Here is a 13,041-nt window from a genome sequence, read left to right on the forward strand (position 1 = left end):
GCTGTTTCATGGGCTCGCCCTCGCTGTCGTTGACATGTTTAGAATGCCACCGTGGCGCCTAGACGCCTCGGCGAGGGCGAGTCCATCCGATTACAGTTTAAAGGAAATAGCGGCGCGATCCCGATCCGTGAGCCCGTTCCAGGTCATCGGAGCCTGCGGCCATTTGCGGGGCTCGGTCTCGGTGATCAAGGTCCGCAACGCTGTCTGAAATTCCTGTCGCGGCATCAACACCGCGCCCAGCCGCATCAGGTGAGGATTCTCCACCTGGGCGTCCAGCAACTGGATGCCCAGTTCCGGCGCCAGCGCCCACAACGCCGCCAGCGCGCATTTAGAACCGTTATCGCGGCGAGAGAACATGGACTCACCGAAGAACACACCGCCCAACTGAATGCCGTAGATACCGCCGGCCAGGCCCTGGTCGTCATGCACCGTCACGCAATGGGCATGGCCCAGATGGTGCAGGCGCAGATAAGCATCGCGCATGTCGCGAGTGATCCAGGTGCCGTCCTGGCCGGCGCGGGGGGCCGCGCAAGCGTCGATGACTCCGGCGAAGTTCTGGTCCAGGCGGATTTCCGGATTCCAGCCTCGCAGGGTGCGCCGGGTGCGGCGGCTCAGGTGCAGATCCCCGGGGCGCAACACACAGCGCGGAGCCGGTGACCACCACAGGATCGGCTGGCTGTCGTCGTACCAGGGGAAGATACCCTGGCGATAGGCGCAAAGCAGAGTGGAAGGGGAAAGGTCGCCGCCGGCGGCGAGCAGCCCGTTGGGCTCCTCAAGGGCCTCTTCCACGGCGGGAAAAGGCCCCCCGGCGGGCAACCAGGGGATCATGCGCGATCAGTCTTCCAGGGTTTCCAGATAGCGCTCCGCGTCCAGTGCCGCCATGCAGCCGGAACCGGCGGAGGTCACTGCCTGACGGTATACGTGATCGGCCACGTCGCCGGCGGCGAACACGCCCGCCACGCTGGTGGCGGTGGCATTGCCTTCCAGGCCGCTGCGGATGCGGATATAGCCGTCATGCATGTCCAACTGCCCGGCGAAGATGTCGGTGTTGGGTTTATGGCCGATGGCGATGAACAGGCCCTGCAGCTCCAGTTCCTCGGTGCTGTCATCCTTGGTGGACTTGACACGGATGCCATTGACGCCGGAATCGTCGCCCAACACTTCGTCGAGCACGTGATCCCACATGACGGTGACGTTGTCCTTGGCGAACAGTTTGTCCTGCAGGATCTTTTCCGCGCGCAGTTTGTCGCGGCGGTGAATCAGCACCACCTCGGAAGCAATGTTGGACAGGTACAGGGCTTCTTCAACGGCGGTGTTGCCACCGCCCACCACGGCCACTTTCTGGCCCCGGTAGAAGAAACCGTCACAGGTGGCGCAGGCGGAAACCCCTTTGCCCATGAACGCCTGCTCGGAATCCAGGCCCAGGTACATGGCCGAAGCCCCGGTGGCGATGATCAGGGCATCACAGCTGTAGGTGCCGGAGTCGCCCTTGAGCACGAACGGACGCTGATCCAGTACCACCTCGTTAATGTGATCAAACAGCACCTGGGTGTCGAAGCGCTCGGCGTGCTGCTGCATGCGCACCATCAGGTCCGGGCCTTGCAGGCCTTCCACGTCTCCGGGCCAGTTATCCACTTCGGTGGTGGTGGTCAACTGCCCGCCGGGTTGGATGCCCGTGATCACCACCGGATTCAGATTGGCCCGGGCCGCGTAGACCGCCGCGGTGTAGCCGGCGGGGCCGGAACCCAGAATGATCAGTCGATGGTGCTGCACGTCGCTCATTGAATCCTCCACCAGGTCAGGGCCTGAAAACTGGGTCTGCTTAAGAAGTGGCGACGTTATGGTGTCGCCCACGGGCCGTTTCAAGGATGAGCAAGCTACAATACTTTCATGGCCCGGTGAAGGCGGCTCCGGCTATGAATGCGATTTGAGGCAACGATAGCCTCGCCACCGGGCCCTTGTTGCCCGGGCCCAGGCGCGGGATACTGCGGGCGCAAGAGCCGGTCGGGGCGCTGGCTCGAAAGGTGCTAATTCTGTACAATTCCATAGTTTTCAATTTGTTATGGCATTGAGTTCATGTTTTTTCCAGCTTTTACACGATACAGGGAAAAACATTGGCAAGCTTTCAGAGCATAAACAGGCTCTATGGAATCCAAACGCAAGAGGCGAGGCGTGACAAAGGCAGCCGCCGGTAACACCCAATCCGGTTTTTCCCGCCATCTCAAACGAGGGTTGGTGGAAGGCATGGTCATCGCCCTGATCGCCCTGTCGCTGTATCTGCTTCTGGCATTGATCAGCTATGACAGCCGCGACCCGGGATGGTCCTATGTGGGGCACGTGGACAGCGTGCGTAATGCCGGCGGCCGCGCCGGCGCTTTCTGTGCCGATCTGTTATTGGGACTGTTCGGGCTGATGGCCTATCTGTTCCCGGTGCTGGTGGGGTTCTGGGCGTTCAAGGTATTGCGCGAGCGCCACGCCGGCCTGCCGGGTAGCTGGCCCATGTTCAGCCTGCGTTTGGTGGGGTTCGTGTTGACCATGATCGGCGGCACGGCCCTGGCATACATGCATTTCGCCACTGGCGGCCTGCCGGAAGACGCCGGTGGGATACTCGGCCAGGTGGTCGGTGGCAGCGCCCTGGATGCCTTCAACGCCCTGGGCGGCACGCTGGTGATGGTGGCGCTGTTTCTGATTGGCATCACCGTATTCACCGATCTGTCCTGGATTGCCCTGGCGGAGCGTCTGGGTGAGCTGGTGGTGACTATCGGCCAGAAGGTGCCGGCCTGGTTCGAGCAGCGCCGGGAGCAGCGAGAGGAGCGCAAGGCCGCTCAGGCTGCCCGCGAGCAGCGCGCCCGGGTGATCACCGAGGCCAACAAGAAAAAGGAAAACCGCACGCCGCCGAAGATCGCCCAACCCGCCAAACCGGTGGAGAAAAGCGTACGGGTGCAAAAAGAGAAGCAGCAGAAGCTGTTTACCGCGGAAGTCTCCGGCGACCTGCCGCAGGTATCCTTGCTGGATCAGGTGGATGAGGACGGCAAGGGCGGTTACTCCGAGGAAGCGCTGGACGCCATGTCGCGTCTGCTGGAAATCAAACTCAAGGATTTCAACGTCGACGCCGAAGTGGTGGCGGTGCAGCCCGGACCGGTGATCACCCGCTTCGAGATCCAGCCGGCGCCCGGCATCAAGGTGTCCAAGATCACCAATCTGGCCAAGGATCTGGCCCGTTCCCTGGCGGTGATCAGCGTGCGGGTGGTGGAGGTGATTCCCGGCAAGACCACGGTGGGGATCGAGATTCCCAATGAGCAGCGGGAGATGATCCGCTTCACCGAGGTGGTGGGCTCGAAGATGTTCGACGATGCCGGTTCGCCGCTGACCATGGCCCTGGGCAAGGACATTTCCGGCAACCCGGTGATGGCCGACCTGGCCAAGATGCCGCACTTGCTGGTGGCCGGTACCACCGGTTCCGGTAAATCGGTGGGCGTGAACGCCATGCTGCTGTCCATGTTGTTCAAGTCCAGCCCGGAAGATGTGCGCCTGATCCTGATCGATCCGAAGATGCTGGAACTGGCGGTCTATGACGGCATTCCCCATCTGCTCACGCCGGTGGTCACCGACATGAAGGAAGCCGCCGGCGCCTTGCGCTGGGGGGTCGGAGAAATGGAGCGCCGCTATCGTCTGATGGCGGCCATGGGCGTGCGTAATATTTCCGGTTACAACCGCAAGGTGGAGGACGCCAGAAAGTCCGGTGAGCCACTCAAGGATCCATTGTGGAAGCCCAATGACCCGATGGATCTGGAAGAGGAACCGCCGTTGGCGGAGAAGTTGCCGTACATCGTTATCGTCATCGATGAATTCGCCGATATGATGATGATCGTCGGCAAGAAAGTGGAAGAGTTGATCGCTCGTATCGCGCAGAAGGCGCGGGCCGCGGGCATCCACCTGATTCTCGCCACGCAGCGTCCGTCGGTGGATGTGATCACCGGTCTGATCAAGGCTAATGTGCCGTCACGCATCGGTTTCCAGGTGTCGTCGAAAATCGATTCCCGAACCGTGCTGGATCAGGGCGGAGCGGAGCAACTGCTCGGCCATGGTGACATGCTGTATTTGCCCGGTGGCAAAAGCGTTCCGGAACGGGTGCACGGTGCCTTTGTCTCAGATGAGGAAGTGCACCGGGTCTGTGATGACTGGCGCAAGCGGGGCGAGCCGAACTATCTGGAAGAGATCCTTGACGGCGGTTCGGACCTGAACGCGCCCATGCCAGGCATGGAAATCGCCGGCGGCGGCGATGACGAGAGCGATCCGCTCTATGACGAGGCGGTGGCCTACGTGACGCAATCACGGCGGGCTTCCATTTCCTCGGTGCAGCGGAAACTGAAGATCGGCTACAACCGCGCCGCCAACCTGGTGGAAGCCATGGAAATGGCCGGCGTGGTCTCCGAGGCCGGACACAACGGACAACGTGAGGTGCTGGCGCCACCACCGCCGGACGCCTGAGGATAAAGAGCAATGGCAAAATGGCTTGTATTGGCACTGTTGATGCCGTCCCTGGCCTGGGCTTCCGCCACCGAAACCCTGCTTGCCAAACTTGGCGGACTGCGCAGCATGAGCGGCCACTTCGAGCAGTCCATGGTGAACTCCGACGGTGACCGCCAGCAGAGTGCCAGCGGTACCATGGACGTGGCCCGGGGCAACCGCTTTTACTGGAAGACCGAGGCGCCGTTCGAACAGCTGGCGGTCTCCGATGGCAAAACCGTGTGGGTTTACGATGTGGATCTGGAGCAGGTGGTGGTCCGTCCGCTGACTCCGGACCTGGGCAACACACCGGCCCTGCTGTTTGGCGGCGATCCACAGCGAGTGGGGCAGGCGTTCGAGATTTCCGAGCTGGAAAGCGAAGGCGCCAACATTACCTACCGGCTCAAGCCCAAGGGCGCCGATCCGCTATTCGATACCCTGGATGTCACCTTCCATGGCGACACGCCGCATTCCATGCGTTTACGCGACGCGCTCGGCCAGCAGACCCTGATCCGTTTCCAGGATCTGACCCTGAACCGGTCGTTGCCGGCGGAGCGGTTTTCCTTCACCCCGCCGGAAGGCACCGACGTAATCCGCCAGGAGTGAATCATGAGCGGGGGTGGTGGCGCGCACCATGAGTGACCTGTTCGCCGATCAGGCCCGCGGCGATGCGCAGCCGCTGGCCGCGCGGCTGCGGCCGCTGTCGCTGGACGATTATGTCGGGCAGTCCCATCTGATCGCCCCCGGCAAACCTTTGCGTCAGGCGGTGGAGCGCGGGCAACTGCACTCCATGATTCTGTGGGGCCCGCCGGGGACAGGAAAAACCACGCTGGCACTGATTCTCGCCGGTGCCGTGGATGCGGAATTCATCACCTTGTCGGCGGTATTGTCCGGCGTGAAGGACATCCGCGCGGCGGTGGAACAGGCCAAGGCGCGGTTGGGACAGGGACGCCGCACGGTGTTGTTCGTGGATGAGGTGCATCGCTTCAACAAAGCGCAGCAGGATGCCTTTCTGCCTCACGTGGAAGACGGCACGGTGATCTTCATCGGCGCCACCACCGAAAATCCCTCATTCGAACTCAACAACGCCTTGCTGTCCCGGGCCCGGGTATATCGCCTGCGCAGCCTGGAGCGGCAGGACTTGTCCGGGCTGTTGGACCGCGCCCTGCGTCAACCGGATCTCACGGCCATGGTTCTGGAAGCCGATGCCCGTGATCTGTTGCTGGACTATGCCGACGGCGATGCGCGGCGGCTGCTCAATATGCTGGAAGTGGCCCTGGATCTGGCGGACGGCGATCAGCCCCGCGTCGACCGGCCGCTGATGCAGGAAGTGTTGCGTGACGCGGTGCGCCGTTTCGACAAGGGTGGGGATCTGTTTTATGACCAGATCAGCGCCTTGCACAAGTCGGTGCGCGGTTCCGATCCGGACGCGGCCCTGTACTGGTTCGCGCGCATGCTCGATGGCGGCTGTGATCCGCTCTATGTGGCGCGGCGGGTGGTGCGCATGGCCAGCGAGGACATCGGCAACGCCGACCCGCGGGCCCTGACGCTGGCGTTGAACGCCTGGGAGGTGCAGGAGCGGCTTGGCAGTCCGGAGGGCGAACTGACCATCGCCCAGGCCATCGTTTTTCTGGCCGTGGCGCCGAAGAGCAATGCGGTCTATGACGCCTACAATACGGCCCGGCGATTTGTCGCCGAGCACCCCAGCAATGAGGTGCCGCTGCATCTGCGCAACGCGCCCACCAAATTGATGAAGGCGGAAGGCTACGGCGCGGAGTATCACTACGCCCATGATTACCCCGATGCCTTCGTTGACGGCGAGAACTATTTTCCGCCGACGCTGCGCGACACCCGCTTTTACCAACCGGTGGAACGCGGGCTGGAAATCCGTATCGCCGAGAAGCTGCGCCAGCTACGGCGCCGCAACCGCGACAGCCAGTGGCAACGTTACGGGGACGAGCAATGAACGCACATGGTATTTTGCCCTGGCTGGCGGTGGCGCTGGGGGGCTCGGTGGGGGCCTGTTTGCGCTATGCTACCGCTCTCTGGGTAGGGGTACCGGCGATGCCGGCCTGGCCCTGGGCCACCTTCGCGGTGAACCTGGCTGGCAGTTTCCTGTTTGGTTTTCTGGCGGTCATGCTGGCGAGTCTGACCACCAGTGAACTGTGGCGGCTGGCATTGATGACTGGCATGCTTGGCGCCCTGACCACCTTCTCGACCTTTTCCTTCGAGCTGGTCCGCCTGCTGGAGAGTCGCAGCCTGGGGCTGGCCCTGGGATACGCCGCCGTTTCGGTGGCGGCCTGCGTTTCGCTGGCCGGGCTGGGTCTGGTAGTGGGACGCTGGTTGTTTGAATCCTGATATTTGTTTGAATCCTGACATCTTATGAGTGCGCAAAGGAGCCACCATGCTTGATATTCGGGCCTTGCGGGACAATGGCGAAGCCATCCGCGATGCACTGGCAAAACGGGGTTATTCCCTGGATCTGGACGGGTTCCGGGCGCTGGATGGGCGCCGCAAGGAAGCTGATATTCGCTCCCAGGATCTGCAGGCCCAACGCAAGAAGGCCTCAAAGCAGATCGGCGAACTGATCCAGTCCGGTTTGTCGGTGGATGAGGCCAAGGCCAAGGTGGCGGAGACGCTGAAGACCCTGGATGCCCAGCTCGATGACGAAGTGGCCCGGGCAAAAGAGATTCAGGACGAGCTGCGCGCTTTCCTCATGGGGGTGCCCAATGCGCCGGCGGAGGAGGTGCCGCCGGGCGCGGATGAAGACGACAACGTGGAAGTGCGCCGCTGGGGCACGCCGCGCCAGTTCGACTTCGAACCCAAGGACCACGTCGACGTCGGTGAGGGACTGAGCGAGGGCCGTCTGGATTTCGAGCGCGCCAGCAAGCTGTCTGGTGCCCGCTTCGCGGTGATGACCGGGCAATTGGCACGGCTGCATCGCGCCTTGATCGATTTCATGCTCGACCAGCACACCAGCGAACACGGTTATCAGGAGCTGTACGTGCCTTACCTGGTGGGGCCGGAAGCGTTGGCGGGTACCGGTCAGTTGCCGAAGTTCGAGGAAGACCTGTTCAAAATGCGCGGCGAGCGCGAGCTGTATCTGATCCCCACCGCGGAAGTGCCGGTGACCAATCTGGCGGCGGATGAGATTCTCGACGCCGAGACCATGCCGCGCCGTTACGTCTGCCACACGCCCTGTTTCCGCTCCGAGGCGGGCAGTCATGGCAAGGACACCCGCGGCATGATCCGACAGCATCAGTTCGAGAAGGTGGAGCTGGTGCAGCTGGTGCGCCCGGGAGAGTCCGAGCAGGCCCTGGAAGCGCTTACCGGCCACGCCGAGGCGATCCTGCAGAAACTGGATCTGCCTTACCGGTTGGTGACCCTGTGCGGCGGCGATCTGGGCTTCTCCGCCGCCAAGACCTATGACCTGGAAGTGTGGCTGCCGAGCCAGCAGCGCTACCGGGAGATCTCTTCCTGTTCCAATTTCCGTGACTATCAGGCGCGTCGCATGCAGGCCCGTTGGCGCAACCCGGAAACCGGCAAGCCGGAGCTGGTACATACTTTGAATGGTTCCGGGCTGGCGGTAGGCCGCACCCTGGTGGCGATCCTGGAAAACTATCAGAATGAAGATGGTTCCGTGACCGTGCCGGAGGCACTGCGGCCCTACCTGAGAGGCAAGGAGCGTCTGAGCTGAGGCGCTCCACAACACAAGGGCGCCAGCTAACGATGGATTTTCTTCCCCTTGGTCTGAAACTGACCGGGCAAACCGTGGTGATCGTGGGCGGTGGTGACACCGCCCTGCGCAAGGCCGGTCTTTTGCACCGATCCGGTGCGGTGATGCGTTTGATAGCGCCGCAATGGCGCACGGATCTGTGCGCCTTGGTGGAGCAGGGCGGTGGTGTCTGCCAGCAACGGCTCTATCAAGAGGGCGATCTTGATCAGGCGCGGCTGGTGGTGGCGTGTACCGATGATGACGCTCTGAACCAGCGTATCGCCGAGCAATGCCATGCCCGTGGCCTGCCGGTTAACGTGGTGGGGCGGCCCGAACTCAGCAGTTTCGTTTTCCCGGCTCTGGTGGATCGTGATCCGCTGTTCGTGGCGATCACGTCGTCCGGCGCGTCGCCGGTACTGGTGCGGCGGCTGCGCGATCAATTGGAAGGGTGGCTGCCGGCGCGCTGGGGCCGCCTGGCGACCTTCCTGGGCCGTCTGCGCGAGAGCGTGGCGGCGCGTCTGCCAGGGCGGCGTCAGCGGGAAGCGTTCTGGGAGGCGCAGTTGGATGGCCCGCTGATGGAGCAGGTGCTTTCCGGTCATGAAAGCGAGGCGGAACAATCCCTGGAGCATGCCCTGGCCAATATCGACGGCAACCCGCCGGCGGCGCGGGGAGAGGTTTATCTGGTCGGTGCCGGCCCCGGCGATCCGGATTTGCTGACTTTCCGGGGGCATCATCTGCTGACCAAGGCGGATGTGGTGTTGTACGACCGTCTGGTGGCGCCGGAGATCGTTGCGCTTGCCCGTGCCGACGCGGAGAAAGTGTACGTCGGTAAAGCCCGTGATCAGCACGCCTTGCCCCAGGGCGAGATCAACGATCTGCTGGTGCATTACGCCGGCCAGGGGAAACGGGTGTGCCGTTTGAAGGGCGGGGATCCGTTCATCTTTGGGCGCGGTGGTGAAGAGCTGGAAAAAGTAGTGGCCGCCGGTATCGACTTCCAAGTGGTGCCCGGCGTGACCGCCGCCGCCGGCTGCGCCGCCTACGCCGGTATCCCGCTGACCCATCGCGATCATGCCCAGTCCGTACGTTTTGTCACCGGCCACCGCCGTGACGGCAGCGTTGATCTGGACTGGCCCAACCTGGTGGCGGAGCAGGAAACGCTGGTGTTTTACATGGGACTGGTGGGGCTAAAGGAAATCTGCGATCAGTTGATGGCCCACGGCCGCTCGCCGGACACCCCCATTGCCCTGGTATCCCGAGGCACCACCGACGCTCAGGAAGTGATTACCGGCCAGTTGGATTCTCTGCCGGCGGCCATCGAGGGACGTACCGTGCATGCGCCGACCCTGATCATCGTCGGCAGTGTGGTCAGCCTGCATCCGCGTTATCGCTGGTTCGGAGAGGCCGGAGGCTCGACGCCGGACGCCTGACGCTCAAACCTGGAGACCACCGGTCCTGGTCCATATCGGCAGGCGCCGGGAATTCTAATTCGAGGATCGCTACAAGGCGGTTGTAGGAGCTTGCCTGCAAGCGAATTAGGCTTCCGGGCAAAAGATTCGCTTGCAGGCAAGCTCCTACGGCGACTTCGTTCCGATCCGCGGGAAGCTGCTGAGCACGAACTGTTGGACTATTTATTATTACAGCGCGTCGCGCTTGCGTTCCGTCCATAACGTTTGAGCGGCCTTGGTGGCGGCCTCCAGATCCTTCGCTTTACCCAGACCCCACAGGGTCGTCGCCACGGTTTGCCGGACCGCCGCTTCGCCGTAAACGTCGCTTTCCTCGCCACGCCACACCGCCCGTAGATGGTCGGTGGAGACGGTGCCCGGCGGCGTTTGCCGGGGCAGGGCGGCTTCGAGCACGGCTTCCACCGGCTCTCCGGCACGCAGACCGCCGATGCTGGTGCGGGCGTCCGGGCGGATTTCCACTTCCCCTCCTTCACCTTTGAACAGCAGCAGATTGCGGTCGCCGCAGAGGCGGGACGCTTCAAGATGCAGATTCAGATAGGCGGGGTGAAATACACTTTGCAAGCTCAGGGCGGCCTGGGCCGGGTTGAGATTTCTCGACAGCGTGTTGATCGGCGAGCGCAGTCCCAACTGAAAGCGCAGCATCAGTAAGGTGCTCAGCGGCGGACAGAACTGCTCCACACCCAGATAGGTAAAGCCCTCATCATGCAGTTGCTCGCCGGCCTCCGCCACCGTGCGTGGCAGCTTGAAGCCGAGTTTGCGCAGGCTCTCGTCGGTGTAATGCCGCTCCGGCGTATGGGCGGGACCACCATGCATGAACACCCGCACACCGTTGCGTGCCAGCAATCGGGCCGCCAACAGGTACCAGGGGTGGTGCTTTTTCTTGCCGGCGTAGCTCGGCCAGTCCACATCGGCTTTCGGCAAGCCGATCAAATAGTGGCTGCATACCGGGCGGCAGGCATCGAGAAAGCCGGCCAGTTCCTCCGGGGTTTCCTCCTTGACCCGCAGCAGCATGAGGAAGGCGCCAAGCTGCGCCTGGGTCACCTCCCCCTGAAGAATATGCCCCATGGCCTCGGCGGCCTCTTGCCGGGTCAGGCCACGGCGGGCGCGCTTACCGCGTCCCAGGGTTCGGACGAAAGGGGCGAAGGCATGCTCGCTCATGGATGGACTCGCGTCAGATCAAACAGGATGGCTCAAGAATACCAGCTTGTGACCGGCCCGTATTCCGCTGTCAATGCCACCAGCCGGTCGTAATCAATGTATTCCAGATCGGCGCGCCGCGCCGGTGGCAACGGTGGCTGGCCTAGCAGGTATCCCGGACCTTGCAGTGGAAATTCCGCCGCCACCAGATGGCCGTGGTCGACGAATACGCATGAATCTCCGGGCTGATACAGGGCCAGGCAGGTCCGTGCCTGCTGGCTGTCCAGATCGTCGAAAGCAATGAGGTGCAGCATGGTCAAAACACCAGGGTCTGATCGGACGTGTCTTGCAGATGATGTAAGTCGCCGGCGCTCAGTGGCTCAACGCCTTCCAGGGGGTGCTCGGCCAGGGCTTCGGCGGAGGCCACGCAGCGCACCGCGAAGGCCTGCAATTGTTGCAACTGCTCTTGTGGTGCCGCGAGCTGGCTGAGCGCGCGCAGGGCGCCGTTGGTGATCCAGACCGTGGACTGGAGGCCAAAGGCGGCGCCGGTGAGGATCATTTCCTGGGTCTCCCGCCAATCCGGAGAATGCCGAGGGCCACGGTGCAGTATGTACAGAATGGAATCAGCCAAAGTGCAATACCCGGTCGCTGTGGCGGGCTGCTTCCACCCACTCGCCGAGCCCCACCAGTTGAAAGCCCTCGGCCAGATTGTTGCCCTTGAGACCGGCACGTTGACCTTCGGTATCGTCGGTAACGCCTCTTCGCAGGGCGGCCCCGACGCAGACCCGGGCGGGCAGGGCGTTGTCCTTGACCAGGGACTGCCAGCGGCTGGCCACGGCTTCGCCGTCACGGCCCGGGTGGATCAGCCGGTTGGCCAGGTGGACGCCATCGCCGTAGAAGAAGACTCGAAACAGGGAGTAGGGGGAACGCAGCAGCGCTTCGGTGGTGTGGAGAGCGGTGACCGCCGCCGCCGTTTCCGGCCCGGCGGTCACCAGGATACTGAATTGCATCAATCGTTGCCGCTGAGGGCGCTGAGCAGGTGCAACAGAGACAGGAACAGGTTGTAGATAGACACGAACAGGGTCACGGTGGCCATGATGTAGTTGGTCTCGCCGCCGTGAATGATGGCGCTGGTCTGCCACATGATCAGCAGGGAAGAGAGCATCACGAAGGCGGCGGACACCGCCAGAGCCAGAGCCGGGATGTTGAAGAAGAATGCCGCCAGGCTGGCGACGAACGCCACCAGGATACCCACCATGATGAAGTTGGTGAGGAAGCTGAAGTCCTTGCGGGTCACCAGGGCGATGGCGGACATGGCCACGAAAATGGTGGCGGTGCCGCCCAGGGCCAGACTGACGATTTCCATGCCGCCGGGGATCTGGGCATACATGTTGATGATCGGGCCAGTGGTGAAGCCCAGCCAACCGGTCAGACCGAACACGGCCAGAATGCCCCAGGCGCTGTTACGCAGCTTGCTGGTGGCGAACAGCAGACCAAAGTAGACAATGATGGTCAGGATCGGGCTCATATAGCCCATGCCCGTGGACATGGCGAACACGGAGGCGCCGGTGGCCACGATCAGGCTCAGGCCCAGCAGCATATAGGTGTTTTTCAGCACCTGGGCGGCGCGTTCGCCGCTGACTACCGCTCCACCGCTGGCGTGCGGGGCGACATAGGGATTCGGTTGGTTGCGCATGATCAATCGCTCACAAAACAAAGTGTATCCACGATAATAGGGACGTCCGCGCCAAAATCAAGATTTTCCCAACGAATCACGGGGTTACAGCAATTTTCTTGATCTTTCCCCGTTGACTGCCAATTCGTCTCAGGTATGATTGGCGCCCATTGGAGAGGTGGCTGAGTGGCCGAAAGCAGCGGTCTTGAAAACCGCCGACGGGAGACCGTCCGTGGGTTCGAATCCCACCCTCTCCGCCATACCTCTATAAACGCCCCGCTCCGCGGGGCGTTTTCGTATGGCTTTCCCGCCCTGTTCCTCCTCGCCATCTTTCAGTGTGATTCGAATTGTAAAATTTCGGCCTGTGTCACGGCATTTTCAATGGTGGTTTTTCAGTGGCTGTATTCTCCATTGCTGATGAAAAAGGGGAAGTGTTTCAGTGCCAGAGTAATGATGTCATTTTGGTTTTATTGAGATTCAATTCCTTATTAAACAAGCATTTATTAAATAGGTCGGTGTTTTTAACTTCCTTGGCTTCCTAG

At 62.2% G+C, this 13,041-nt stretch carries 13 protein-coding genes and 1 tRNA gene; 7 read left to right on the forward strand and 7 right to left on the reverse strand.

Annotated features, from left to right (window positions below):
• Positions 1-90: 90 nt before the first annotated feature.
• Both aat and trxB read right to left on the reverse strand, forming a co-directional pair.
• Entirely contained in the window at positions 91-828 is a 738-nt protein-coding gene (gene aat / locus CRO06_RS02945; protein ID WP_244902757.1) for a leucyl/phenylalanyl-tRNA--protein transferase, read from the reverse strand.
• 6 nt (positions 829-834) lie between these two features.
• Complete coding sequence (gene trxB / locus CRO06_RS02950) at positions 835-1,782, reverse strand: thioredoxin-disulfide reductase (RefSeq protein WP_022996400.1); 948 nt, start codon at positions 1,780-1,782, stop codon at positions 835-837.
• A gap of 363 nt (positions 1,783-2,145) precedes the next feature.
• Between trxB and CRO06_RS02955 the strand changes: the two genes are divergently transcribed.
• Genes CRO06_RS02955 through cysG form a run of 6 tightly spaced genes read left to right on the forward strand, consistent with a single transcriptional unit; the run spans position 2,146 to position 9,651 of the window.
• Positions 2,146-4,491: a DNA translocase FtsK gene (locus CRO06_RS02955; protein WP_276315458.1), complete on the forward strand. Its 2,346-nt coding sequence runs from the start codon at positions 2,146-2,148 to the stop codon at positions 4,489-4,491.
• Positions 4,492-4,503: 12 nt separating this feature from the next.
• Positions 4,504-5,115, forward strand: a complete 612-nt coding sequence (gene lolA / locus CRO06_RS02960; RefSeq protein WP_055100805.1) for an outer membrane lipoprotein periplasmic chaperone LolA — start codon at positions 4,504-4,506, stop codon at positions 5,113-5,115.
• A 28-nt stretch (positions 5,116-5,143) separates the two neighbouring features.
• A complete protein-coding gene (locus tag CRO06_RS02965) occupies positions 5,144-6,475 on the forward strand; it encodes a replication-associated recombination protein A (protein ID WP_026949937.1) in 1,332 nt (443 codons plus the stop codon).
• Positions 6,472-6,867 (forward strand): fluoride efflux transporter FluC, encoded by a 396-nt coding sequence (locus CRO06_RS02970; protein ID WP_022996404.1) that lies wholly within the window; start codon positions 6,472-6,474, stop codon positions 6,865-6,867. The genes CRO06_RS02965 and CRO06_RS02970 overlap by 4 nt, the downstream gene beginning before the upstream one ends.
• Positions 6,868-6,913: 46 nt before the next feature.
• Positions 6,914-8,206, forward strand: coding sequence for a serine--tRNA ligase (serS, locus tag CRO06_RS02975; protein ID WP_022996405.1), 1,293 nt, complete (start codon positions 6,914-6,916; stop codon positions 8,204-8,206).
• A gap of 32 nt (positions 8,207-8,238) precedes the next feature.
• On the forward strand, positions 8,239-9,651 hold the full coding sequence (cysG, locus tag CRO06_RS02980) for a siroheme synthase CysG (protein ID WP_097057708.1): 1,413 nt from the start codon (positions 8,239-8,241) through the stop codon (positions 9,649-9,651).
• Between the two features lie 207 nt (positions 9,652-9,858).
• Here the strand turns inward: cysG and CRO06_RS02985 are convergent, their stop codons facing one another.
• The 5 genes from CRO06_RS02985 to CRO06_RS03005 are packed head-to-tail and all read right to left on the reverse strand — an operon-like array spanning position 9,859 to position 12,520.
• The gene (locus tag CRO06_RS02985; RefSeq protein WP_022996407.1) at positions 9,859-10,845 is read right to left on the reverse strand and encodes a glycosyl transferase family protein; all 987 of its coding nucleotides are present in this window, start codon (positions 10,843-10,845) and stop codon (positions 9,859-9,861) included.
• 32 nt (positions 10,846-10,877) lie between these two features.
• Positions 10,878-11,138 (reverse strand): hypothetical protein, encoded by a 261-nt coding sequence (locus tag CRO06_RS02990; RefSeq protein WP_022996408.1) that lies wholly within the window; start codon positions 11,136-11,138, stop codon positions 10,878-10,880.
• A gap of 2 nt (positions 11,139-11,140) precedes the next feature.
• The gene (locus CRO06_RS19995; protein WP_158549030.1) at positions 11,141-11,455 is read right to left on the reverse strand and encodes a DsrE family protein; all 315 of its coding nucleotides are present in this window, start codon (positions 11,453-11,455) and stop codon (positions 11,141-11,143) included.
• On the reverse strand, positions 11,448-11,834 hold the full coding sequence (gene tusD, locus CRO06_RS03000; protein ID WP_022996410.1) for a sulfurtransferase complex subunit TusD: 387 nt from the start codon (positions 11,832-11,834) through the stop codon (positions 11,448-11,450). Before tusD ends, CRO06_RS19995 begins: the two co-directional genes overlap by 8 nt.
• Positions 11,834-12,520: a Bax inhibitor-1/YccA family protein gene (locus CRO06_RS03005; RefSeq protein WP_022996411.1), complete on the reverse strand. Its 687-nt coding sequence runs from the start codon at positions 12,518-12,520 to the stop codon at positions 11,834-11,836. The genes tusD and CRO06_RS03005 overlap by 1 nt, the downstream gene beginning before the upstream one ends.
• A 151-nt stretch (positions 12,521-12,671) precedes the next feature.
• Here CRO06_RS03005 and CRO06_RS03010 point away from each other — a divergent pair.
• A tRNA-Ser gene (locus CRO06_RS03010) sits at positions 12,672-12,759 on the forward strand.
• Positions 12,760-13,041: the final 282 nt, after the last annotated feature.

The sequence above is a fragment of the Alloalcanivorax xenomutans genome (assembly GCF_900217905.1).
In the GTDB taxonomy this organism is placed as follows: domain Bacteria; phylum Pseudomonadota; class Gammaproteobacteria; order Pseudomonadales; family Alcanivoracaceae; genus Alloalcanivorax; species Alloalcanivorax xenomutans.

What these genes read in the sequence shown, in the direction of transcription:
- aat (WP_244902757.1), bottom strand. Translation starts at nt 828, where the DNA reads ATGATCCCCTGGTTGCCCGCCGGGGGGCCTTTTCCCGCCGTGGAAGAG.
- trxB (WP_022996400.1), bottom strand. Translation starts at nt 1,782, where the DNA reads ATGAGCGACGTGCAGCACCATCGACTGATCATTCTGGGTTCCGGCCCC.
- CRO06_RS02955 (WP_276315458.1), top strand. Translation starts at nt 2,146, where the DNA reads ATGGAATCCAAACGCAAGAGGCGAGGCGTGACAAAGGCAGCCGCCGGT.
- lolA (WP_055100805.1), top strand. Translation starts at nt 4,504, where the DNA reads ATGGCAAAATGGCTTGTATTGGCACTGTTGATGCCGTCCCTGGCCTGG.
- CRO06_RS02965 (WP_026949937.1), top strand. Translation starts at nt 5,144, where the DNA reads ATGAGTGACCTGTTCGCCGATCAGGCCCGCGGCGATGCGCAGCCGCTG.
- CRO06_RS02970 (WP_022996404.1), top strand. Translation starts at nt 6,472, where the DNA reads ATGAACGCACATGGTATTTTGCCCTGGCTGGCGGTGGCGCTGGGGGGC.
- serS (WP_022996405.1), top strand. Translation starts at nt 6,914, where the DNA reads ATGCTTGATATTCGGGCCTTGCGGGACAATGGCGAAGCCATCCGCGAT.
- cysG (WP_097057708.1), top strand. Translation starts at nt 8,239, where the DNA reads ATGGATTTTCTTCCCCTTGGTCTGAAACTGACCGGGCAAACCGTGGTG.
- CRO06_RS02985 (WP_022996407.1), bottom strand. Translation starts at nt 10,845, where the DNA reads ATGAGCGAGCATGCCTTCGCCCCTTTCGTCCGAACCCTGGGACGCGGT.
- CRO06_RS02990 (WP_022996408.1), bottom strand. Translation starts at nt 11,138, where the DNA reads ATGCTGCACCTCATTGCTTTCGACGATCTGGACAGCCAGCAGGCACGG.
- tusD (WP_022996410.1), bottom strand. Translation starts at nt 11,834, where the DNA reads ATGCAATTCAGTATCCTGGTGACCGCCGGGCCGGAAACGGCGGCGGCG.
- CRO06_RS03005 (WP_022996411.1), bottom strand. Translation starts at nt 12,520, where the DNA reads ATGCGCAACCAACCGAATCCCTATGTCGCCCCGCACGCCAGCGGTGGA.